This window comes from Marinomonas ostreistagni (genome assembly GCF_016888445.1).
In the GTDB taxonomy this organism is placed as follows: Bacteria; Pseudomonadota; Gammaproteobacteria; order Pseudomonadales; family Marinomonadaceae; genus Marinomonas; species Marinomonas ostreistagni.
Genome location: NZ_JAFEKF010000002.1, coordinates 1 through 22,915 on the forward strand (window position 1 = coordinate 1; position 22,915 = coordinate 22,915).

The following is a 22,915-nucleotide window of genomic DNA, read 5'->3' on the forward strand; positions in this document are numbered from 1 at the left end:
TGTTACCGCTCGACTTGCATGTGTTAAGCCTGCCGCCAGCGTTCAATCTGAGCCATGATCAAACTCTTCAGTTTAAAAAGTTTGCTCAAACTCGTGAATCACGTCTGACTTTAACTATATTCTTCAATCCGAAGATTAAAGAACGTAAAGCGAATTGACATGGTCACTTGCTTAAGACTTCAAAGTTTTTGAGAAGTCTCCAGCAAGCGCCCACACAAATTATCTGATTATCTATTTTAAAGAGCGTCTGACTCGTTGTTCGCTTCGTTGTTGTGAAGCGTTGTCCGTGTCAGTGGGTGCGTATAATACGCATCAGAATTTTTGACGCAAGCACTTTTTTATATTTTTAATAAAAAAGTCACGCGTTTGTCATATCCCTTAGCGGATCAGTAGTTTTAGATGGTTTTATGATCAATATCAAGCCAATTGAGGGCAGTTTTAGAAGATTCTCTATAGCTTTTACAAAAGCTCACATATGTAGCCGCTCAGCTACATTCTGCAACAAAACACAGAGCCGCAACATAACTGTCATATTTTGATAATAAAGTAGGCCGCAATTATTCACCCACTCGATCACTAACAAAGAGAGCGGCCCCTTGAAAATCTCCCATGTAACACGCGCGACAACGCTAAGCTACCTAGTGATTGCAGCAGCCCTCGCGGCACTTTTACTTTGGAGCACTCAAAGCTACCGAACAGCGTTTGAACAGAACGAGGCTTTTAACGAAGTATGGGAAGCGTCTGCTATTCAGCTTGAACAGAAAATTGAGAACTATTTGTCCTCAGGCGAAGCGTCTTTATTACAGGAGTCTGAAGCGTTTATCGAAAACGATATCAAACCCAAATTGGTCTCGCTGCCCGATAACCTCCAAGCAAACTTAACGGCGCGCCTTGATGCGATCGCTAATAGCTTAGCGACTGACGTGCGAGCAGCCGGCAAGCTCTCTGGCAACCCATACGCCCTGATCGAGAATAATGAACGCCAAATGCTGTTATCCCTAGACTACTTGAATCAGACACTGAACAACGCTAGCGCCGATAACACGCTAACAACCCCCTACTTAAAGTCACAAGGTAATATGTTTGCTGCCTTAGCGGCGCTACAGCAAGCCACTTCAGATTACCTAAGTCACCCAACCGCCGACAATCGCGCGCTAGTAGAAAGTGCTAACCAACTACTGATCACTCAAGTCCAAGCATTTGTCGCCCTACCCGCTTGGCAATCACAGGGCCAAGAGGACGCCGACGCTGGCGATGACCTTTCAGCCTTAATGGGCTGGGGAGCGACCGAAGAAACCGAACAGAGCGACGCCTTCGAGGAAACTAAGAACGAACTTAATACCTGGGCCAACCGCTACGTAAAAGATGTCGACAGCAGCTTGGCCTTGATCAAACAAGCGAATCAAGCAAAGAGCTCAATCCGAGAACTTATCGATCAGCTTAGCGCAGAACTAGAAAACGGCACCGCTACCATACAAGCGGCCACAGCAGAGACAGAGCGCAATACTCTGATCGCCTTTGGTGCCTTCGTTGTCATCATGATCTTGACCACCATTATCACTCACTTATTCCAGAGCCGAGTGGTGGTACACAGCGCCAAAGATCTGTACGACGCGGTCAAGGCGCTTGTAGAAAGTGATGACATTCATAGTCTGCGCGTCAGCAATAGTAAAAACGAGCTCACCGAAGTCGCACGCTACCTAAACCGTTATCTAGAGCAAATTGCTGTACAGCGCCAGCAACGTGATACCGAACTGCAGAACATTTCCTCTTCCCTGAACGAAATGCTGTATGCCTTTGGTCAGGTACACGAAATCAGCGTCAATTCAAAATCAGCCCTAGAACAAACGGTCGAACAAGCGGGTCACGTCGACGTACTTGCTAATAAAGCAGAAGTACGCGCCAAAGAAGTAGAAAGCTACGCTCAAGACACCAGCGAAGCCATGGCATTAAGTTCTCAACAAGTAGCCACACTAGAAAGCGCCAACAACACTACGGTTGAGCGCCTGCAAAGTAGTAAAACAGCACTTGGCAGCCTCGAAGACTCGGTATCGAATGCGAACTCGATCGTAGGTGGCATTCGCGATATTGCCGAACAAACGAACCTACTGGCTCTAAACGCCGCAATCGAAGCCGCTCGAGCAGGTGAACATGGCCGCGGCTTTGCAGTTGTGGCAACCGAGGTACGTTCACTGTCTGGCCGCACGCAACAATCACTTGAAGAGATTACGTCGATTTTTGACTCTTTAACCAGCTCAACCTCAAACCTGCGCAAAAACCTTGAGCGCATTGAAGCGGCCACTACCGAGCAACGCGCCTTGACCACCGAACTTGGTCACTCAGCACAAGAAGTCCAAGAAAAATCCCATCAATCATCGGTCTTGTCGCGTAAGGCCACTGGTTATGCCGAAGACCAAAAGCGCAGTGTGAGCTTGTTGAATGAAGCCGTAGAAAATGTCCGCTCTCAAGCGGATGAGTCGGAGCGCTTTTTAGCCAACATGACGGCCAACATTCGTCAGAAGATCGAAGACATCACCACCACGCTAGGCATTCATAGCAAGCAATCCTAGCCACAAAAAAGCCGGCGTCACTGCGCCGGCTTTTGTATGTTTATGGACACGTAGCACGCTTAAAACAGAACGCGTGCCTTGATCGTGCCATCCACTTCACGCACTTTTTCCAGTGCCAGCTCACCCATGTCCGCGTCAACTTCCATTACCATGTAGCCAAGCTTCTCAGTGGTACGCAAGAACTGACCGGAAATGTTGATGTCATTGTCAGAGAAAATCGCGTTGATCTTCGACAACACACCAGGGCGGTTTTCATGAATGTGAAGGATACGGTGCTTATCAGCCTGTGCTGGCAGCGCCACTTCTGGGAAGTTCACAGCAGCCGTAGTAGTACCGATATCCGAGTACTGAATAAGCTTCTCCGCCACTTCGACACCGATGTTTTCTTGCGCCTCCATGGTAGAGCCACCGATATGCGGAGTCAGAATAACGTTGTCCAAGCCACGCAATGGCGAAACAAACTCTTCGGCGTTACCTTTAGGCTCGACAGGGAAGACATCAATGGCAGCACCGGCAATATTACCGGCTTTAATCGACTCAGCCAGCGCTTCGATATCAACCACAGTTCCACGTGAGGCATTTAATAGAATCGCACCCTTCTTAATCTGAGCGATTTGTTCTGCGCCCATCATTAATTTAGTACTCGGCGTCTCTGGCACATGCAGACTGATTACATCAGAGGTCGACAGCAGCTCATGCAACGACTTCACTTGGCGCGCATTACCCAATGGCAGCTTAGTAATAATGTCGTAGAATACAACATCCATACCGAGCGACTCGGCCAACACACTTAACTGTGTACCAATACTGCCGTAGCCAATGATACCTAAGCGCTTACCACGGGTTTCATAAGATCCCACAGCGGACTTCAACCAACCGCCGCGGTGACTTACCGCATTCTTCTCAGGAATACCACGTAACAACAAAATGGTTTCACCTAGCACCAGCTCGGCCACACTACGAGTGTTTGAGAACGGCGCATTAAAGACCACGATACCTTTGTTAGAAGCGGCTTCAAGGTCTACTTGGTTGGTACCAATGCAGAAACAACCAATCGCAACCAGTTTCTCGGCATGTTCTAGCACTTTTGCGGTCAGCTGGGTACGTGAGCGAATACCGATGAAGTGGGCATCAGCAATCTTCTCGATCAACTCATCTTCTGCGAGCGCTGTTTTATGGAATTCAATGTTTTCATAGCCGGCAGCATTCAATGCTTCGATTGCAGATTGATGCACACCTTCTAATAACAAAATTTTGATTTTTGCTTTTTCTAAAGAAGTGTTACTCATCTTAATTTAAATTCTCTATGGTTTTTTGTAATGGGGGTATTGCCAGATTATGGTATCACACTACCTGAAGAGACGAAGGGAAAGATGAGGAATGCTATTCATAGCAAGCGGAGGGAAACTCAACTGTACAATAATTTACACCTTTTACACGCTCCTTGACTGGCAAGCTGTGCAGTGGGTAACTAGAATGAGAGTGTTCGAAATTTAAACAGGAGACGCCAGATGGCCATCCAAGGTATCAACAATAATGCAGTCAGCCCATTTGATGAGCAGCTAGCGGTAAGTCGTGCCAACAGTGCGAGTGCCGCACCCACGCCTGTAGCCACAGCCGCCAGCAGTGCGCCCGCATCCGTTGATGTCAGCGTGGAAATTTCTGCGCAAGCTCAGCAGCTAGCACAAGACAGCCTGCAATTGCAGTCCGTGGCTCAGCCCACTGATACACAAGCGGCTGCGGATGCGGTAAGCGCTTCTCAGTTTGGTGCTAACTCAACCATCAACAATGTGTCAATCGCAGCTGAGGCAACGGCTAACGCCAGTGAAACACTGAACGCTACGCCGTCTAACTCCAGCCAAAGTGCTAGTGTCGCCTCACAGTACAATGTCAGCCCCGACACAGCGTTAGGTCAGACCATTAACTTCTCTGCTTAGAGCGACTTAGCGTCGCTCTAAAAATACCCCTGCTTCCACATGGTGGGTGTAGGGGAATTGATCAAACATAGCGAAGCGCGTCACCTTATGAGTCGATGCTAGTGCTTCGAGGTTGTTCTTCAGAGTCTCGGGATTACAAGAGATGTATAAGATCTGATCCACTTTGCGGACCAACTCAACCGTCGCCTCATCCAGCCCTGCGCGTGGAGGATCCACGAGCACCGCCGATGGATTCAATGTGTCCATACCTGCCTGCACCAATGCTTTAGGCAATTCGCCTTCACCATTAAGTGCCGCTGACACATCTTCACTGGCCATCTTGACCACTTGAACGTTTTTAACGCCATTCATAGCAATGTTGAGACTCGCAGAGTTCACCGACACCTTAGCGATTTCGGTACCGATAACACGATCAAAGCGACGTGCTAGCGGGATCGAGAAGTTGCCATTACCACAGTACATTTCTAGCAGATCCCCTGAGCAGCCTTGCGTCACGTCTAGAGCCCATTCCAACATCTTTTCACTGATGCCTGCGTTGGGCTGGGTAAAGCTGTTTTCTACTTGTTGGTAGTGGTATTTACGGCCATTAACGGTCAGTGTTTCCATCACGAAATCACGTGACAGAATTTGCTTACGCTTACGACTGCGCCCGATAAAATGACAAGCGGGAAATTGCTCATTAAGCGCCACGGCTGCCGCATTCCACTCTTCGTCGATGGGTTTGTGGTACAGCATACTAATCAGGGCTTCGCCTGTCGTAGTAGTCAAAAAGTCCACTTGGAACAGCTTATGGCGCAGTACTGGGATATCACGAATCGCATCCAATAACTGTGGCATCAACTCGTTGATCAAGCGTGATGCAGGTAAGAACTGATCGACGCGAATCGGCTGGCGCGGTTCGGCAGGATCAAACATCGCATAAAACAAGTCATCGCCTTCGTGCCAAATGCGAAACTCAGCGCGCATACGATAGTGGCTTGGCGCACTGGCGAACACTTCCAATTCGGGCAGATCTAAATCCGCCATTAGTTCGATCAGAGTATCTTGTTTGCTTTGAAGTTGAGCTGGGTACTGCTCAGTCTGAATTTGATCCGGTCGCATGCAGTTAGGTATCCGCTTGAAGTTCGAGAATTGGGCGCGGCATTATACAAAGAGTCTGTTTAATTTGCGACCTAATGCATGCGCACGCACGTTATAAAAAGTTTGGCCCAAATAACACTTCTAGTGACAAGCTCACCGAAAATTCGCCTTCGAAGTCGTTATCATCTTCGTAGGTCATCTGGGGCTTAATCTCACCTATCAACCAGTTTTTATGCAACACCCGCTGATACTCGGCAAAATACAAAAAGCTATCGGCACTGGGCACACTGCCTGCTTGTAAATAACTAACTTGATAGCGCAGGCTGCTTTTGTCGCTCAGGCGTTGAGTTAAATACACATCCTCACGCCAATAGGTATCGGACTCCAGTTCTAGGTATGTGACACCAAACTCAGCGCCTACCGCAAAGCGCTCACCAAGCTCGCGGGTGGTCTCGATATTGTAGCGAGCGCCATTGCCAAGCGAATAATACACAAAGGCGGCCTCTTGCTGCTGCCAATACCAATCTCCCGTTTGCCACGCTTGCTTTAAGCGCATACGCACAAAAGGATCGAGCGGCATGCGCACCAACACACCTAGGTCAATGTCTGCGTCTAGCTCATCTGCCACATAGCGCAGCATAGTAGCGAAGCGCGTATCTTGAGCCGACTGCAGAATATTTTGGCCCGTATCGTTTTCCGTAACACGGTTATCTTGCGTTAGCTCATCGGCATCCGATTCGATAATCAGGTCGAGGCGGTCCTCGGTGCTCGGTAGGTCAATGCGCGCGTCTAGGTTAAAAAAGCCTGAGACACCATCTTGCTCTTCAATAATGGAGCCAAAACGCATACTGACAAAGCTATCGTTGATATTGTCGTGGCGCTGACCAGAAAAGAACATATCTAAACTTTTCGACCAAGTGCCCACTTTTTGTGAGGCTACTTCATGAGTAGAATGCCACCAAACTGGCGCATCACCCTGATCCGCTGGTAGTGTCTCAGGCTCAGAGTCTGCCAAGATGTTGGCACTGCTCAGCAGCCCCAACATCATCACACTGGTTTTAGCCATCCCTTGCCAGCTCATCATTACATCTCACGCAACATAGCACGGATCATAAGCGACGAGTTTTCTGCGGCCGTTGCCAAGTACTCTTCAAAGCTTGCTGGCGACTCCTTGTCTGCCACGTCAGATAACGAGCGTACGACCACAAATGGCACCGCAAATTTATGACACACTTGCGCCACAGCAGCCGCTTCCATCTCAACCGCTTTTAACGTTGGGAACGCTGCGCGCGTTTGCGCCACACGCTCTGCCTGACACATAAAGACATCACCCGTACCGACTAGCCCTACTTTGGCCTTTACCTGACCAACGCTTGTCACCGCTTTTTGTGCTAGTTCAATCAACCCCTGATCGGCAACAAAGGTTTCTGGCATACTAGGTAATTGACCAAGCTTGTAGCCAAACGCTGTCACATCCACGTCATGATGCACTACCGCATCGGAGATAATCACATCACCTACTTCAAGCTCTGGGTCAAAACCGCCCGCTGAGCCGATATTGATGACCGCAGACGGTTTAAAATTATCAAGCAGCAAGGTCGTCGATACCGCAGCATTCACTTTGCCGATACCGGATTTCAGCAGCACCACGGCTACACCGTCTAACTTACCCTGATAGAACTCACAGCCTGCTACTTCGGTATGCTGAAGGTCCGTCATCCACTCTTTGATTACGGCAACTTCATCATCCATGGCACCGATTAAACCTATTACACTCATCGCTCTTCTAGCCTTTTTTATCATCAAAACGTTGTATTAATTGCTGTACCAGCTCGCTATTGGGCGGCTGACCCTGCACATTAAAGTAGGTCATTGTAGCAGGACGCTCAGCAAAATCTTCCAGCACCAACCAATGGATTTGTGGATTAGCCACCACTAGAGGCTGCAACCGTTGAGCGCTTGCCTGATCCAACACTAATACCACTGATAGCGCCGCATGGGCTAAACCACCTTCCAATAACACCTCTAGATCCTGCTCACGACGCCCTACGATACCTTGGGACTGCAGCTCAGATAACCAAATAATTTGACTGATGTTCGAGCCACCCACGATCAGCCAGTTAGAACTGGTACTGAGCCAGCGTCGCAGATTGATCTTGTGCTCGCTCACTGTCTCGTTGATGACTTGCGCCAGTCGATAACGCATCAGCTGATGGGCATATACTATTTGCCCATCACGACAATTGGTGTGGCGCTCACAAATATAAAACAGTGGCACCTGAGTATCTGGATTAATCGAGCGCAAACGCTCCACGCCCTTGCGGGCCGAATGCTGATCGCCGACGGCCACAATGACTGCATCGTATTCCACGCCCAAAGCCCGATCTGAACTCAAAAACTCCTCAAACGATAAGAAGCGATCGACCTTTGCCCCCAGCGCCAACAATGCACTAGAGCAGTACCCAGCAGCATCGAAATCGTTTTCGATCAGCGCTAAGCGCTGCCCAGTATGAGTAAGCGGAGCCGTTTCAGACTTCGCCTCTACCGACAAACTGGTAAAGATGGTGACACAGCCCTCTTCGATGATGGCGTGCCCTCGCACTAGCTTAGGAAATTCTTGCAACATCCACTTCATCGCTGGTGACACCTTCCCCACTCCAACGATACGAATCAGCAGGCCAGATTTTTCCCATTTCATGGTCAAGCGACGGGTCAAGATAGAGTCGGTCATACACAACACCAAGGCCAGCTGTATCAACACCTTATGGTCCGACGTCCAGTTGGCTTTAACCTGCGCTGCGTCCATTGAGATATCGTAGTCAACCAGCCCGTAGCGTTCTCCCTCCACGGCCAGTTGGGCGAGCTCCTCTTGCTGCGCCATCACAAACTCGCCTAGCGTTTCAAACTCGCTAGCACTCTGGGCCGCCTGACTGATTTGTTTTAGCAAATGCCCTATCAGTAGCAGCCAGTATTGCGGTGAAATGCAGTGCTCGTCATGACTTCTATGTAGAATATCCAACTCGTTCAAAACAATATGTGAATCAGGATAGGGACGATCAATGGTATGGCGCGGCAAAATATTAGTCAGCTGCCAACGCAAATGCCGCACCTCAGAAATATCACGCCCGACCAACATAACACTGCGAAAGCCGAATTCATTAATAAAGGAGTAGGTATGCCATTGATAGATCTTACCCAGCTCCGGCAACTCGATCTCAAAGCCGTCGTCATAAAGCCCTTTTAGAGCACGCTGGATCGGCTGGTGAAACGCAATGGGAGTCATATCAAAGATGGTTTTAGCGATCATGTAATCCGGAAACACCGCCTTTGACTCTTGGTTGATCGCCGTCAAACGCGCCGACTCATCACAAAACAAAATCGCACAGTTAAGCGAATCTAATAACAAATGGAAGTGCTGATCACGCGCCTTGAGCAAGGCTTCAAAATGGTTCATCTGCTGCTGTACTGGCAGAAACTCTTCGAAGTTAGCCTGCTGTTTGGCATCATGGTTATGGTTGGTTAAATGTTGCAGCGGTGAAAACATCCAACGATAGGCGTTATGCATGACAATCCAAAACAACACCATCAAACAGATCAGTACCAGCGCCGCGTTGATTAACACATTTTGCTCTAAGCTTTCAGAAAACGGCCGCGCCATTTTCACTTTAATCGTTAGCTTATCTTCTAGCGTTGGCAACTCAAGGATGCCGGTATACTCGATCGCTCGACTGGTCTCGTCAAAGGCCGGCAATTGATCGCTCAGCAGCATCTTACCTGACACACTGCTAAGCTCCATATAATCCACTTGCGCACCAGACATTAAGTCACTCGACAACGCCAAGTTATTATTCAACGATACAAAGCCATACAAATAGCCCTGTACGCGACTTTGCTCATTCGGCTGTAATGGTTTTTTGTACACCAGTAGCTCCGCCCCATCGGCGGTAGAAATATGGCGCCAATAATTCAAACGAGCACTGCGCGCTAGGTACGAGAGGCTATCATTGGTATAAAGACGAGCGCGGGGATCTTCAAGAGGCTCATCATCGGCTAAGGTAATATAGAAAAAGTCCAAACCGCCAAAAAACAACACATCATGCAGCTGAAACAAGCTATCCAAGCTACCATCATTACTGACTTGCTGGGCTAAGTATTTGGCCTCGAACTCCGCTCTATCCAAGTACGCCGAGAAACTCAGTCCAGCAACATTGACGCGATACTCCAAGATAGAGTCCGCTTGCGATTGTCGTAGGCTGTACCCCATTCCCCAGATCAGCATCACCAGCACAAACATGGCCACCAAAAATGGCACCACCGTTTTGCGTAAGAAGTGTTTTTTTAAACTCAATGAGGCCATAGTCGGAAGGAGTACCTAAAGGCTTGTTGAAACATAATATCGCGCGTCTCATCGTCCATTTCTTGGAACAACAACAGAGACGTCTCCATGTACACATCAGGCAACAAGCGCGATTCTAGGTCCGCTTTGATCGCTTCCGCCGCTGCTATAGCCATATTGTCATACATATCCAAAACTGTAACCAACACATTTTGCTGACGCAGCGCCGGATCGGACAAATCTTGTCCATTCCACGCATTGGTCAGCACATTGTCATGTTCCATGATGGCCCCCAACACACCAAAGCTTACTTCCGGCGTACAGGAGAAAATAAAATGCTGTTGCTCAGGGTGAGCACGCTGAGTCTGCTGCAACAGCTCTTGCGTAGCATGAAACGCCAGCTGAGCTTCATTAGCAATGGCCACATGACGATTCACTTTGCGCCCCGTCGACATCCATTCATTCATAAATACTTGGCAACGCTGCCCATTATCAAACGCATCGCGCACCATTATGACATCGACGATGGTATCGATGGGCAACACGCGATCGATATAGCTGGCCAAACGATGCATCGCCTTAGGCAAGTCCACACCAATGTAAATCAGCGGCGGATGATAACGCCACGCTTTGACTGGCGCGACCACATCAAGCATTAGCACTTCAGCTTGAGTGCGATTTAAAATACGTTCGATGCTTGGCCGGCTAAACTCATCCAAACCGTCCATCACGATGTAATCGTAATCCGTCTCTATGATGGTTTCGAAAATGGGATTGGCCACCTTGTGCAGCTCATGCTTAGGCAAATAAAAGATATCTACCTGAGTCGCTAGGTCAAATTCGCGCAAGCGGCGTTTGAAAGCCATCAACCAAGCACGGTTTTTAAGCTCCCCACGTTGCCCGCGTAGCACCACAGCAATTTTCTGGGTAGCAATATTTTGCGCTGAAGTGGGCGTCGGTTGCGATACAACTCGGGCCTGTAGCTGCTCCATCAACGGCTGCTGACTGGGATTGGCATCAAGAAAACGCTGCAGGCTGAATTCAGGCTGCACAATGTTGTACGCCAAGCTGAGCGAGGCATAAACCGAGCAACACAGAACAAAAATGCAACGAGCAAGGATCATATAGAACAAACAGTCTTTAAAGGGTTAAAGACATTCTAACGAGAACGGCTCTGAAAGAAATACAGCAGTAACAAAAAGGCATAAAAAAAGCCGAGTCACTAAGTAACTCGGCTTTCTTTAATTTGGTGCGGAAGGAGAGACTCGAACTCTCACGCCGTGAAGCACTGGAACCTAAATCCAGCGTGTCTACCAATTCCACCACTCCCGCAAGGAATGGCGAGCATTATAGAGAAACCATTTTCATGGTCAATACTTTTTTAAAAGTTTTTTTAAAAAAGTTGCTCGCTTATTATCCCTGATTAGAATCGGCGACCGTTTGCGTACTCACCACGCTCGTAACGAACCGCCATTTCTTCCAGATCCATGGTCTTAATGCGTGATGCTTGGCCCGCTGAACCAAACGCTTCGTAACGATCAATACACACAGCCTTCATCGCTTTGATGCTTTCAGTGAAGTATTTACGTGGGTCGAAGTTATCTGGGTGCTCAGCTAGGCAACGACGAATCGCGCCCGTAGCAGCCAAACGTAGATCGGTATCGATGTTAACTTTACGTACACCGTAGCGAATCGCTTTAACGATTTCCTCTACTGGCACACCGTAAGTCTCTGAGATCTGACCGCCATTTTGGTTAATGATTTCTAACCAATCTTGTGGCACAGAAGACGAGCCGTGCAACACGATGTGCGTGTTTGGTAGTCGTTCTGCGATACGGTTGATACGCTCGATATCTAGGATGTCACCGGTTGGTGGACGCGTGAACTTGTAAGCACCGTGGCTGGTACCGATTGCTACCGCTAGCGCATCAATGCCAGTCGCTTCGACAAACGCTAGCGCCTCATCTGGATCGGTTAGCATCTGTGAATGGTCAAGTGTGCCTTCTGCACCCACACCATCTTCTTCACCCGCTTGGCCTGTCTCTAGAGAACCTAGACAACCTAGCTCACCTTCTACAGAAACGCCACATGCGTGAGCGAATTCTACTGTACGACGCGTCACGTCTACGTTGTAATCGTAATCTGCTGGTGTTTTACCATCAGCCATCAATGAGCCGTCCATCATGACTGATGAGAAGCCTAATTGAATCGAACGTTGACAAATTGCTGGGCTCGTACCGTGATCCTGGTGCATGACTACCGGGATGTGTGGGTAATCTTCGATCGCCGCTGCGATTAAGTGGCGAAGAAAGTGTGAGCCTGCGTACTTACGCGCACCCGCAGAAGCTTGCATGATAACAGGTGAATTCACCTCATCCGCTGCTTCCATGATCGCTTTTACCTGCTCCATGTTATTCACGTTAAATGCAGGTAAGCCGTAATCATGTTCTGCTGCATGGTCCAGCAATTGACGCATACTAATTAAAGGCATAAAAGTTTCCTCTGACAATGAAGTTTTGGTGCCTAACTCGTGCAATCACAGAAGGTCACCCTCTGGTTTTATATTCATGCGCATGTGTGTCACATGTGGCTTTACGCCTTATCGTTATTGTCATGCTGTCTTACGACAGTCGGTCACTCTCTAAGTTTTAGAATCATTCTAAGTTTAGATGTGGATGAGACGGTCACTCCGACTCGTCTCATCGTGCAGGGTTATCCCTGTCTTATTCAAGCTTACGCGATTAGCTTTACACTAATTTTGCGTGCGTGATTCCAACATAGCAACCGCTGGTAGCACTTTTCCTTCAACAAATTCTAGGAAAGCACCGCCACCCGTTGAAATGTACGATACTTTTTCTGCGATATCGTACTTATCTACCGCTGCTAACGTATCACCGCCACCCGCAATTGAGAAGCCATCACTGTTGGCAATCGCATAAGACAGCGCCTTAGTGCCTTCGCCAAACTGATCAAACTCGAATACGCCTACCGGTCCATTCCAAATAATCGTTTGCGCACTTTCCAAAAGCTGAGCCAATTTCGCTGCTGCTTTCGGGCCGATATCTAGAATCATATCGTCCGCACTCACGTCTTGCGCATCCTTTACCGTCGCCTCAGCGTCTGCTGAGAACTCAGTTGCGACAACGACATCTTCTGGAAGAGGAATATTCACTTTTTCCATCAGGGCTTTGGCTTGTGGGATCAAGTCTGCCTCGTGCAGCGATTTACCCACAGGGAAACCTGCTGCCGCTAGGAACGTATTGGCAATACCCCCCCCAACGATTAGCTGATCCACTTTGTCAGACAACGATTCAAGCACCGTTAGTTTAGTCGACACTTTAGAACCACCAACGATCGCCGCCATTGGGCGCGCTGGAGTGGCTAAGGCTTTTTCTAGCGCTTCAAGCTCAGCAGCTAGCAGAGGGCCGGCACAAGCGATCGGCGCAAATTTGCCCACGCCGTGAGTCGATGCTTGAGCACGGTGTGCCGTACCAAACGCATCCATTACGTAGACGTCACACAGAGCGGCCATTTTTTTAGACAGCGCCTCGTCGTCTTTCTTTTCGCCCTTGTTGAAGCGCACGTTTTCAACCAACACAAGCTGACCCGCATCGACCTCAACGCCGTCTAACCAGTCTTTTACTAATGGTACGTCTTGACCTAGCAAGCCAGCCAAGTGGTCTGCGACAGGCTGCAAAGAGTACTGCTCTTCATACTCGCCTTCTGTTGGGCGACCAAGGTGCGACATCACCATCACTTTAGCGCCCGCTTCTAGCGCGTGCTTGATAGTCGGTAGCGCTGCGCGAATACGCGCATCACTGGTCACTTTGCCTTCTTTAACAGGCACGTTTAAATCTTCACGAATCAATACACGTTTGTTCGCGAGATCCAAGTCGGTCATTTTAATTACGGTCATGCACGATTCCTCGTCGTTTTAAAATCAAGAGTGCATAGCACTCGTTTCCAACACCTGCTGCCAATAACAAGCGACATCCAACATCCGGTTGGCATAGCCCCACTCATTATCGAACCAACATAACAGTTTCACCAGACGCCCATCGACAACTTGGGTCTGGGTACCATCAATCACCACCGAACGGGGATCATGGTTAAAATCTACTGAGGCATGCGCCTCTTGGGTATAACCCAACAACCCAGCATACTTCGCTGATGCCGCGACTTGTAGCGCCGTATTCACCTGCTCAACAGTCACTTCTTGGCTGGTGCGCACCACCATATCGATCAGTGATACATTCAATGTCGGCACCCGCACAGCGTTCGAGCTAATTTTACCGGTTAACTCCGGCATCAAACGTGCAATACCACGATCCAATCCCGTATTCACAGGGATAATCGAGCTCAGCGCGGCACGCGTTAAACGTAGGTCATTGGTATGGTAAGCGTCGATCACTGGCTGATCATTCATCGCCGAATGGATCGTTTGCGTTGCCCCATGCTCGACGCCCGACAAAGCTTGCAGCGTATCGAGTACTGGGATAACACAATTGGTGGTACAAGACGCGGCAGACACGATGGTGTGCTCGGCACCCATCACGGTTTCATGGTTAAAACCAAAGACAATGGTGGCATCCACATCCGCCGCCGCAGGCTGTGATAACAACACGCGCGGTGCGCCAGCATCAATAAAGCGCTGCACTTGCTCGCGCGCCGAAAACACGCCAGAGCATTCCAATACCATATCGATCTCAAGCGCAGCCCAATCAATGGCCTCAGGTGCCGTTTCAGCAAAACACTGAATCTCATCTTCACCAATGACTAAAGTGTTGCCCTTCACCGAGACTGGCTTAGGGAAACGGCCATGGGTCGTATCGTAGCGCGTCAGATAGCTGATCGTCTCAATATCGGATAATTCATTAATCGCCACGACCTGCAAACGGTCTTGGAAACCGTTTTCATAAATAGATCGCAGTACCGAACGGCCAATACGACCGTAGCCATTAATTGCTACTCGCAACATAACTCTTTCTTAATCTAATCAAGCAACAAAAAAGAGGAGCCCAAAGCTCCTCTTTTTGCGCAAAGCCGTTAGGCGTTCAGCAGTTTTTCTGCTGTCGCAACAACATTGTCGACGGTGAAGCCAAAGTGCTTCATCAAGTCACCACCCGGTGCTGATTCGCCGAAGGTACGCATACCGACCATCGCGCCGCCGAAACCAACGTACTTGTACCAGTAATCCACATGCGCCGCTTCAATCGCCACACGCTTAGTCACACTGCTTGGCAGAACAGACTCTTGGTAAGCCGCGTCTTGGGCGTCAAACACATCGGTTGATGGCATAGAAACGACACGAACTTTGGTGCCTTTCTCAGCCAAGGCTTTCGCTGAATCAAGCGCTAGACCCACTTCAGAGCCAGTCGCGATCAAGATAACCTCTGGTGTGCCTTCACAGTCAGATAGCACGTAACCACCTTTGGCCATGTCTTCTACCTGAGCGTCAGTACGCGTTTGTGCTGGTAGACCTTGGCGGCTAAAGACAAGCGCGGTTGGACCATCACGACGCTCAATACCCGCTTTCCATGCAACCGCTGTTTCTGCTGCATCGGCTGGGCGCCATACTGACATGTTTGGTGTCATACGTAGGTTAGCCAGTTGTTCAACCGGTTGGTGTGTCGGGCCGTCTTCACCTTGACCAATAGAGTCGTGGGTGTAAACGAAGATGTTTTGTAGACCCATCAGCGCTGACATGCGAACTGCGTTGCGCGCGTATTCCATAAACATTAGGAAGGTTGCGCCGTAGTTGATGAAACCACCGTGTAGTGAGACACCGTTCATGATGCCGCTCATACCGAATTCACGTACACCGTAGTAGATGTAGTTACCCGCTGGATCTTCTTGAATGCCTTTTGAGCCTGACCAAAGTGTTAGGTTAGAACCTGCAAGGTCAGCTGAACCGCCCAGTAGTTCTGGCAGAATCTCACCAAATTTACCGATCACGTTTTGTGAGGCTTTACGGCTGGCAATGCTCTCGCCTTTTTCTTGGCACTCTTTGATGTAAGCAGTCGCTTTTTCCGCAAAATCAGCTGGCAGCTCGCCTTTGATAACACGACGTTCGAATTCTGCTGCAAGTTCTGGGTAAGCCGCTTGGTAAGCTTCAAACTTCGCTTCCCACTCAGATTGTGCCGCAGCGCCTTTAGCTTTCGCGTCCCAACCTTCGTATACGTCAGCAGGGATTTCGAATGGTGCTTGTGACCAACCTAGGAATTCACGTGCTGCAGCGATCTCGTCGTCACCTAGTGGCGCACCGTGACAGTCGTGTGAACCAGATTTGTTTGGCGAACCAAAACCGATAATGGTTTTACAACAGATCAGTGTTGGCTTAGAGGTTTCTGCTTGCGCCGCTTCGATCGCTGCTTTGATCGCTTCAGGATCATGGCCGTCTACGTCAGCAATGACATGCCAACCGTACGCTTCAAAACGTTTTGGTGTGTCGTCAGTAAACCAACCGTCTACTTCACCATCGATTGAGATGCCGTTGTCATCCCAGAAAGCGACCAATTTACCTAGGCCTAGTGTGCCCGCTAGCGAACACGCTTCGTGAGAGATACCTTCCATCATACAGCCGTCGCCTAGGAAGCAGTATGTGTTGTGATCAACGACATTATGGCCTTCGCGGTTAAATTGCGCCGCTAGGGTTTTCTCAGCGATCGCCATACCCACCGCGTTGCTGATACCTGCGCCTAGCGGGCCAGTCGTTGTTTCAACACCGTCGGTGTAGCCATACTCAGGGTGACCAGGAGTTTTCGAGTGCAGCTGACGGAATTGCTTCAACTCTTCGATTGGCAAGTCATAGCCAGAAAGGTGTAGCAAAGAGTAAATCAACATTGAGCCGTGGCCGTTTGACAGTACAAAACGGTCACGATCGGCCCAGCTAGAATTGCTTGGGTTGTGTTTTAGAAAGTCATTCCAAAGCACTTCTGCGATATCAGCCATACCCATCGGCGCACCTGGGTGTCCAGATTTTGCTTTTTGGACGGCATCCATACTTAGAACGCGAATGGCGTTGGCAAGTTGTTTACGAGACGGCATTGATCATCCACTCCTGGTTAATGTACGAAATGTCGTTTTCATTCTCCACGCTAACTGTGAGCCTTGCAACGATCGCGTGCGGCTTATGCTCACTAATTAAGCAAGGAAAATGAAATTGCATAAAGATAGTTAGGATCATAACAAAAAAGGTACAAAAGCACCCTACCTAAAGCGCTTAATTGCTTGAATTGTCGTCGCTGTTGGTTCATTATCTGCGCCACAGCGTCGATTTGTTTCGGCTTGCGGACGCTATATAAAAGCAGCTAAACAGAAGCAGGAAGGCCTGTTTAGCAAACCATTCAGCTAAGCGGGTTTTTTTATGCCTGTTTGGCGCCCTAAAGTTCCATTTTATAGAGGCACAAACATGTCAGAATATTCTCTATTTACCTCAGAGTCTGTCTCTGAAGGTCACCCAGACAAAATCGCAGACCAAGTTTCTGATGCCATCTTGGATGCCATCCTAAAAGAAGACTCAGAAGCTCGCGTAGCCTGTGAAACCCTAGTGAAAACCGGCATGGTATTGGTCGCAGGTGAAGTGCGCACCAACGCGTGGGTCGACATCGAAGACATCGCCCGTGGCGTGATCCGTGACATCGGCTACAACAGCTCAGACATGGGCTTTGACTGGGAATCTTGTGCGGTGCTTAATGCTATCGGTAAACAGTCAGCAGATATCGCTGTCGGTGTTGACGAAGCTGACGATCACGAGCAAGGCGCTGGCGACCAAGGTCTAATGTTTGGTTTCGCGACCAACGAAACTGACGTCTTAATGCCTGCTCCGATTACCTACTCACACCGCTTGGTTCAACGCCAAGCCGAAGTACGTAAAAACGGCACGCTAGACTTCCTACGCCCAGATGCGAAAAGCCAGGTCACCTTCCGTTACGACGAAAACGGCAAGCCTTGCGCAATTGATGCCGTGGTTCTGTCTACTCAGCACAGCGCTGACATCAAACAAGCAGATCTTCGCGAAGCCGTGATGGAAGAAATCATCAAACCTGTGCTACCTGAAGAATGGTTGTCAAAAGAGACTAAGTACTTCATCAACCCAACTGGCCAATTCATCATTGGTGGTCCAGTAGGTGACTGTGGTCTAACGGGTCGTAAGATCATCGTTGATACCTACGGCGGCATGGCACGTCACGGTGGTGGTGCATTCTCGGGTAAAGACCCATCGAAAGTAGACCGTTCTGCGGCCTACGCTGGTCGTTACGTAGCGAAAAACATCGTCGCTGCTGGCCTTGCGGACAAGTGTGAGATCCAAGTGTCTTACGCCATCGGTGTGGCAGAGCCAACATCGATCAGTATCAATACTTTTGGTACCGGTAAAGTCAGCGACGAGATCATCTCTCAGCTAGTACGTGAGCACTTCGAACTGCGTCCAGCAGGCCTAGTGAAAATGCTAGATCTTAAGCGCCCAATCTACCTACCGACAGCGGCTTACGGCCACTTCGGTCGTGAAGGTGAAAACTTCACTTGGGAGCGCACCGACAAAGCTGACCTTTTGCGTAACGCTGCTGGTTTATAATTGTCGTAATTTCCGTTATAAAAGCCCTCTTGATAGAGGGCTTTTTTATTTATGCGTATTCCACGAATCTACGTCGACTTACCACTCGCCGAACACTCCACATTTGACTTGCCGGACAGCTCGTTTCAGCACTGCTGTAAAGTGCTACGTCTGAAAGAAAACCATCCCATCATTGTGTTCAATGGCCAAGGCGGACAATTTCACGCACAACTGGTCAACGTTGAAAAACGCAGCGCCCAATTTGCCGTCAGCAGCTTTGAAGCACTCGATAACGAATCGCCGCTGCGAGTGACCATCGGTCAAACCATTTCCCGTGGCGAGCGCATGGACTACGCAGTGCAAAAAGCCGTCGAAGCAGGTGCCTACCGCATCCAGCCATTATTTAGTGAACGCTGCGAAGTACGCCTCAACGATGCACGCATCGAAAAACGCGTGCAGCATTGGCAGCAAGTAGCCATCAGTGCCGCCGAACAAAGTGGTCGTGGCATCGTGCCGGAAGTCTGCACACCGTTACAGTTGGACGACTGGGTAAAGAAATGTAACGATATGTTAAAGCTTACCTTACACCATCATAGCGCCCAGCCTTTGCGACAATTTAAAGCGCGTGAAAACAACCAGTTAGCTCTGCTAATCGGCCCAGAGGGCGGGCTTACAGAAGATGAGGTAAGCCTAGCCAAAGCCAATGACTTTCATGCGATTGCCCTAGGTCCACGAGTATTGAGGACAGAAACTGCACCCATTGTCGCACTCACTGCGCTAAATTTACTCTGGGGTGATCTATGACGGTTACGAATTTTTACGTATTTGGTCAAGGTTATAACTAGTATTGATCTACATCAGTAAGCGACTTCCGCCCAAGATAGGCACTCCCTTCAGGCACAAGGCGCTTTTTAACCATATAGGACAGGTGGACACCCCATGTTTCAAAAAACGTTATTAACCAGCAGCGTTGCTCTATCTTTCGCTCTGTGCGCCATTCCTGCCTCAGGGATCACGCTAGAAGAAGCCACATACCAAGCCATCGAAAATAACCCCAACGTACGTCAAGCCATCGCCCTTTACCGCGAAAGTCTTGAAAATACCGAAGTGTCACGTCGTGAAGGCTTTTACCCATCCATCGATCTAACCGCTGGCATTGGTCGTGAAACGACTTACGACTATCAAGGCACAGGCGAAGATGTGGACCTAACGCGCCGTGAGCTAGCACTGAGCCTGACGCAACCAATCTTTAATGGCTTTGGTAGCACCAATGATGTCCGCCGCCTAAGCGCCGAAGCCGAAGCTGACCGCTGGAATGCCTACGTACAAATTGAAAACAAAGCGCTTGAAGTCACCGAAGCGTACCTAGAAGTACTACGTAACCGTGAATTGATGCGTCTGGCCGAAATCAACCTCGACACCCATACGCGCATCTTCCAACAGATCCGCACCGCGAGTGACTCAGGCGTAGGCCGTCAATCTGACTTCAGCCAAGTATCCGCACGTCTTTCTAAAGCAGAAGCGAACCGCTTATCAGCGGTCAACAACCTACGCGCCGCCGAATCTAACTATCTAAAGATCGTTGGCGAATTACCACCAGAAGAGCTTGTTTACCCTGTGCCTGATGCAGACTTACTACCAAGTAGTCTGGACGAAGCAATTAATCTAGCGCTGAAAAATAACCCAGCACTGGATTCAGCACGCAAAGACCTAGAAGCCACTGAGCACTACGTCAACGCCACCAAAGCCAACTACTACCCTGAGCTAAACTTTGTCATCGAGCGCTCTTTTGACAACAATATTGATGGCCAAGAAGGCGATGACGAAGACCTTACGGCCATGCTGCGTATGTCTTACAACCTATACAACGGTGGTGCCGACAAGCGTAACCACGCCGCCGCCGTACAGCAGCAAGTGCAAGCGTCTGAGATTCACCGCAATGCCACCCGTGACACCGAGTTGCAAGCGCGCCTTGCGTGGGCTTCTTACGAAGCGGCATTAGGCTCTAAATCTTACCTACGCCAATACGTTGCTTCGACGAAACAATCGCAAGAAGCGTACGCGCAGCAGTTTAGCCTAGGTCGTCGCACCCTGTTGGACGTACTGGATAGCGAAAACGAATTGTTCGAAGCACGCCAAGACTACGTTAATGCGGACTATGATGAGCTGTACGCTGAGTTCCGTCTGTTTAATAGCCAAGGTGAATTGATGCGTGCCCTACGTATCTACCAACCCGAAGCGTTGGGCTTTAATCAAGAGCCGATTCAAGAAGCGCGCAACACGAGCGCACCGACTCGCCCTACTACGCCAGCACCGAGCACACGTCAGATGCCGACTAATACCAACCAAGAACGTGATGACATCCTCTTCATCGACAGTGAAGAAGAATCGTCTCTAGGCGGCTGGTAACCCAACTGCGCAGCGTGACCAACAGTCATGCTGCGCGTTTTTTTCTGCTCAAGCGACGCTATTTTCTTAGCCCACTCTTATCTTTCCGGCGCTGAGTCCTTATACTGCTCACTATCGTTTTAAATATTAGCCTTCTCTTGAGCTAATAAGCTGTAATAGGAAGCACACCGAAATGACCATCAAGCTCGGTATCGTAATGGACCCAATCGCGTCCATTAACTACAAAAAAGACACCTCCCTTGCCATGTTATGGACCGCCGCTGACAAAGGCTGGTCTTTGTACTACATGGAGCAACAAGACCTTTTCCTAGAGCGCGGCCAAGCTTATGCCATGGCAACCGAGTTACAGGTCTTTAAAAACCCAGACAAATTCTACGAATTGGGCCAAGAAACACGTATGCCATTGGGCGAACTCGACGTCATCTTGATGCGCAAAGATCCGCCGTTTGACAGTGCTTTTATGCACACCACCATGATCTTGGATCAAGCCGAGCGCGATGGCGCAATGGTCGTCAATCCGCCTAAGGCGCTACTTGAGTGCAACGAGAAACTGTTCGCCACGCAATTCCCGCAATGCTGCCCAGAAGTGTTGGTCAGCCGCCGCACGGACTTGCTCAAGGCATTCCATAAAGAGCACCAAGACGTTATCTTCAAACCGCTAGACGGCATGGGTGGCAGCTCGATCTTTCGCGCGAAGCACGACGACCCGAACGTCAGTGTGATCATCGAAACCTTAACCCAAATGGGCCAAGAGCAAATCATGGCGCAGAAGTTTATCCCAGAAATAAAACAAGGCGATAAACGCATTCTGATCGTCGATGGCAAGCCCGTTCCTTACGCACTAGCACGTATTCCTGCTTCAGGTGAAACCCGCGGCAACCTAGCGGCCGGTGGCCGTGCTGAAGGGCGCGAACTAACGGACCGCGACCGCTGGATCTGTGAGCAAGTGATCCCTACGCTGAATGAAAAAGGCTTAATGTTTGTCGGTCTAGATGTAATCGGTGACTACCTAACCGAGATCAACGTCACCAGCCCGACCTGTGTGCGTCAATTGGATGACCAGTACGGCCTTAACATTGGCATGGATCTAATGAACGCCATCGAACAGCGTCTGGGCGCAGCATAATCTTCACTATGCGCGCCATTGATCGTTTTTCTATCACCTTGTTTATCGCCATCAGCTTGCACCTGATGGCGATCACCTTGGTAAACTTTGACTTCAGTATGGGACAAACCAACCCACGCAAAACACTCGAAGTCACCTTGGTGCGCCATAAATCTGACGCCCCCAAAGAAGCCGACTTTATCGCCCAAGAAAACCAGCAAGCCAGTGGCACTGAACTGCGTAAGCAAAAGCTCACCACCACAGAAACCGCACAATTTCGTGCCGATGAAATTCAAGATATCACCCCACCGGTACAGCCTCAGCTCGCTTCTGCTGAGCCAGTCGAAGACCCTGAAGTCATCGCCGCACAAAATGACAATGATGTGTTTCGCGTACTAGAAGATCCTGAGCAGCAAAACAAAACGCTCGAAGAGCAGTTTGTCGGCAAAACCCAAGTGCCAAGCCGCCTCTCCAGTGATATCGCCACTCTTGAAGCACTACTTGATCAGCAGCGCCAAGCCTATGCCAAACGTCCGCGCATTCGTCGCTTAACCTCGGTATCGGCCAAATCCGCTATCGATGCGCAGTACCTTGACGACTGGCGCCGCAAGATTGAGCGCATTGGCAATATTCACTACCCCGCCGAAGCCAAGCGTAACCAGCTTTACGGACAACTGCGCCTAGCGGTGTCTATCTTGCCGAATGGTTACGTTAAAGATATCGAAGTACTGCACTCTTCTGGCGTGCGCGTACTAGACGATGCAGCCATGCGCATCGTCCGCCTTGCCGAACCGTTTGACACCTTCCCTGCCGAGCTCAAACAAGAAGTCGACCAATTAGAGATCATCCGTACTTGGCAGTTTGTGCCGGGCAACCGTCTACGTAGCCAGTAAGAATCGTTGATGATCTCAACTCTGCAATCCA

General features: G+C 49.5%; 17 protein-coding genes, 1 tRNA gene, 1 rRNA gene and 1 riboswitch. Of the genes, 7 read left to right on the plus strand and 12 right to left on the minus strand.

Annotated features, from left to right (window positions below; translation table 11 throughout):
* Positions 1-74: ribosomal RNA gene (locus JQX58_RS05500) — 16S ribosomal RNA — on the minus strand; the annotation flags it as partial.
* A gap of 522 nt (positions 75-596) precedes the next feature.
* On the opposite strand from JQX58_RS05500, the gene JQX58_RS05505 reads away from it, so the two are divergent.
* Positions 597-2,570 (plus strand): methyl-accepting chemotaxis protein, encoded by a 1,974-nt coding sequence (locus tag JQX58_RS05505; protein ID WP_204145836.1) that lies wholly within the window; start codon positions 597-599, stop codon positions 2,568-2,570.
* Between the two features lie 59 nt (positions 2,571-2,629).
* Here JQX58_RS05505 and serA read toward each other — a convergent pair whose 3' ends face one another.
* Positions 2,630-3,859 carry a phosphoglycerate dehydrogenase gene (serA, locus tag JQX58_RS05510; RefSeq protein WP_204145837.1) on the minus strand — a complete coding sequence of 410 codons (1,230 nt, stop codon included), beginning with the start codon at positions 3,857-3,859 and terminating at the stop codon, positions 2,630-2,632.
* A 222-nt stretch (positions 3,860-4,081) separates the two neighbouring features.
* Between serA and JQX58_RS05515 the strand changes: the two genes are divergently transcribed.
* Positions 4,082-4,507: a hypothetical protein gene (locus JQX58_RS05515; protein ID WP_204145838.1), complete on the plus strand. Its 426-nt coding sequence runs from the start codon at positions 4,082-4,084 to the stop codon at positions 4,505-4,507.
* A gap of 6 nt (positions 4,508-4,513) precedes the next feature.
* Here JQX58_RS05515 and trmA read toward each other — a convergent pair whose 3' ends face one another.
* The 10 genes from trmA to tkt form a co-directional block, all read right to left on the minus strand.
* A complete protein-coding gene (gene trmA, locus JQX58_RS05520) occupies positions 4,514-5,608 on the minus strand; it encodes a tRNA (uridine(54)-C5)-methyltransferase TrmA (protein ID WP_204145839.1) in 1,095 nt (364 codons plus the stop codon).
* Positions 5,609-5,699: 91 nt separating this feature from the next.
* Positions 5,700-6,671: a hypothetical protein gene (locus JQX58_RS05525; protein ID WP_204145840.1), complete on the minus strand. Its 972-nt coding sequence runs from the start codon at positions 6,669-6,671 to the stop codon at positions 5,700-5,702.
* A complete protein-coding gene (gene mtnN / locus JQX58_RS05530; protein WP_204145841.1) occupies positions 6,671-7,366 on the minus strand; it encodes a 5'-methylthioadenosine/S-adenosylhomocysteine nucleosidase in 696 nt (231 codons plus the stop codon). The genes JQX58_RS05525 and mtnN overlap by 1 nt, the downstream gene beginning before the upstream one ends.
* 7 nt (positions 7,367-7,373) lie before the next feature.
* A complete protein-coding gene (locus tag JQX58_RS05535) occupies positions 7,374-9,944 on the minus strand; it encodes a LuxQ periplasmic sensor domain-containing protein (RefSeq protein ID WP_204145842.1) in 2,571 nt (856 codons plus the stop codon).
* Complete coding sequence (locus JQX58_RS05540; protein WP_204145843.1) at positions 9,932-10,975, minus strand: type 1 periplasmic-binding domain-containing protein; 1,044 nt, start codon at positions 10,973-10,975, stop codon at positions 9,932-9,934. Before JQX58_RS05540 ends, JQX58_RS05535 begins: the two co-directional genes overlap by 13 nt.
* A 195-nt stretch (positions 10,976-11,170) precedes the next feature.
* Positions 11,171-11,255, minus strand: a tRNA-Leu gene (locus tag JQX58_RS05545).
* Between the two features lie 91 nt (positions 11,256-11,346).
* Entirely contained in the window at positions 11,347-12,414 is a 1,068-nt protein-coding gene (fba, locus tag JQX58_RS05550) for a class II fructose-bisphosphate aldolase (protein WP_204145844.1), read from the minus strand.
* 261 nt (positions 12,415-12,675) lie between these two features.
* Entirely contained in the window at positions 12,676-13,839 is a 1,164-nt protein-coding gene (locus JQX58_RS05555) for a phosphoglycerate kinase (RefSeq protein WP_204145845.1), read from the minus strand.
* A gap of 24 nt (positions 13,840-13,863) precedes the next feature.
* On the minus strand, positions 13,864-14,901 hold the full coding sequence (locus JQX58_RS05560) for a type I glyceraldehyde-3-phosphate dehydrogenase (RefSeq protein ID WP_204145846.1): 1,038 nt from the start codon (positions 14,899-14,901) through the stop codon (positions 13,864-13,866).
* Between the two features lie 68 nt (positions 14,902-14,969).
* Complete coding sequence (gene tkt / locus JQX58_RS05565) at positions 14,970-16,970, minus strand: transketolase (protein WP_204145847.1); 2,001 nt, start codon at positions 16,968-16,970, stop codon at positions 14,970-14,972.
* A gap of 212 nt (positions 16,971-17,182) precedes the next feature.
* Positions 17,183-17,258: riboswitch (SAM riboswitch) on the plus strand.
* 76 nt (positions 17,259-17,334) lie between these two features.
* Between tkt and metK the strand changes: the two genes are divergently transcribed.
* The 5 genes from metK to JQX58_RS05590 all read left to right on the plus strand — a co-directional run bounded on the left by metK (position 17,335) and on the right by JQX58_RS05590 (position 22,884).
* Positions 17,335-18,498 (plus strand): methionine adenosyltransferase, encoded by a 1,164-nt coding sequence (gene metK / locus JQX58_RS05570; RefSeq protein ID WP_204145848.1) that lies wholly within the window; start codon positions 17,335-17,337, stop codon positions 18,496-18,498.
* Between the two features lie 51 nt (positions 18,499-18,549).
* The gene (locus JQX58_RS05575) at positions 18,550-19,281 is read left to right on the plus strand and encodes a 16S rRNA (uracil(1498)-N(3))-methyltransferase (protein ID WP_204145849.1); all 732 of its coding nucleotides are present in this window, start codon (positions 18,550-18,552) and stop codon (positions 19,279-19,281) included.
* 135 nt (positions 19,282-19,416) lie between these two features.
* On the plus strand, positions 19,417-20,886 hold the full coding sequence (locus tag JQX58_RS05580; RefSeq protein WP_204145850.1) for a TolC family outer membrane protein: 1,470 nt from the start codon (positions 19,417-19,419) through the stop codon (positions 20,884-20,886).
* Positions 20,887-21,058: 172 nt separating this feature from the next.
* Positions 21,059-22,012: a glutathione synthase gene (gshB, locus tag JQX58_RS05585; RefSeq protein WP_204145851.1), complete on the plus strand. Its 954-nt coding sequence runs from the start codon at positions 21,059-21,061 to the stop codon at positions 22,010-22,012.
* An 8-nt stretch (positions 22,013-22,020) separates the two neighbouring features.
* The gene (locus JQX58_RS05590) at positions 22,021-22,884 is read left to right on the plus strand and encodes an energy transducer TonB (RefSeq protein ID WP_204145852.1); all 864 of its coding nucleotides are present in this window, start codon (positions 22,021-22,023) and stop codon (positions 22,882-22,884) included.
* Positions 22,885-22,915: the final 31 nt, after the last annotated feature.

Bases quoted from the DNA above. Each gene is read 5' to 3' on its own strand.
- serA (WP_204145837.1), bottom strand. From the start codon at position 3,859: ATGAGTAACACTTCTTTAGAAAAAGCAAAAATCAAAATTTTGTTATTA.
- JQX58_RS05515 (WP_204145838.1), top strand. From the start codon at position 4,082: ATGGCCATCCAAGGTATCAACAATAATGCAGTCAGCCCATTTGATGAG.
- trmA (WP_204145839.1), bottom strand. From the start codon at position 5,608: ATGCGACCGGATCAAATTCAGACTGAGCAGTACCCAGCTCAACTTCAA.
- JQX58_RS05525 (WP_204145840.1), bottom strand. From the start codon at position 6,671: ATGATGAGCTGGCAAGGGATGGCTAAAACCAGTGTGATGATGTTGGGG.
- mtnN (WP_204145841.1), bottom strand. From the start codon at position 7,366: ATGAGTGTAATAGGTTTAATCGGTGCCATGGATGATGAAGTTGCCGTA.
- JQX58_RS05535 (WP_204145842.1), bottom strand. From the start codon at position 9,944: ATGGCCTCATTGAGTTTAAAAAAACACTTCTTACGCAAAACGGTGGTG.
- fba (WP_204145844.1), bottom strand. From the start codon at position 12,414: ATGCCTTTAATTAGTATGCGTCAATTGCTGGACCATGCAGCAGAACAT.
- JQX58_RS05555 (WP_204145845.1), bottom strand. From the start codon at position 13,839: ATGACCGTAATTAAAATGACCGACTTGGATCTCGCGAACAAACGTGTA.
- JQX58_RS05560 (WP_204145846.1), bottom strand. From the start codon at position 14,901: ATGTTGCGAGTAGCAATTAATGGCTACGGTCGTATTGGCCGTTCGGTA.
- tkt (WP_204145847.1), bottom strand. From the start codon at position 16,970: ATGCCGTCTCGTAAACAACTTGCCAACGCCATTCGCGTTCTAAGTATG.
- metK (WP_204145848.1), top strand. From the start codon at position 17,335: ATGTCAGAATATTCTCTATTTACCTCAGAGTCTGTCTCTGAAGGTCAC.
- JQX58_RS05575 (WP_204145849.1), top strand. From the start codon at position 18,550: ATGCGTATTCCACGAATCTACGTCGACTTACCACTCGCCGAACACTCC.
- JQX58_RS05580 (WP_204145850.1), top strand. From the start codon at position 19,417: ATGTTTCAAAAAACGTTATTAACCAGCAGCGTTGCTCTATCTTTCGCT.
- gshB (WP_204145851.1), top strand. From the start codon at position 21,059: ATGACCATCAAGCTCGGTATCGTAATGGACCCAATCGCGTCCATTAAC.
- JQX58_RS05590 (WP_204145852.1), top strand. From the start codon at position 22,021: ATGCGCGCCATTGATCGTTTTTCTATCACCTTGTTTATCGCCATCAGC.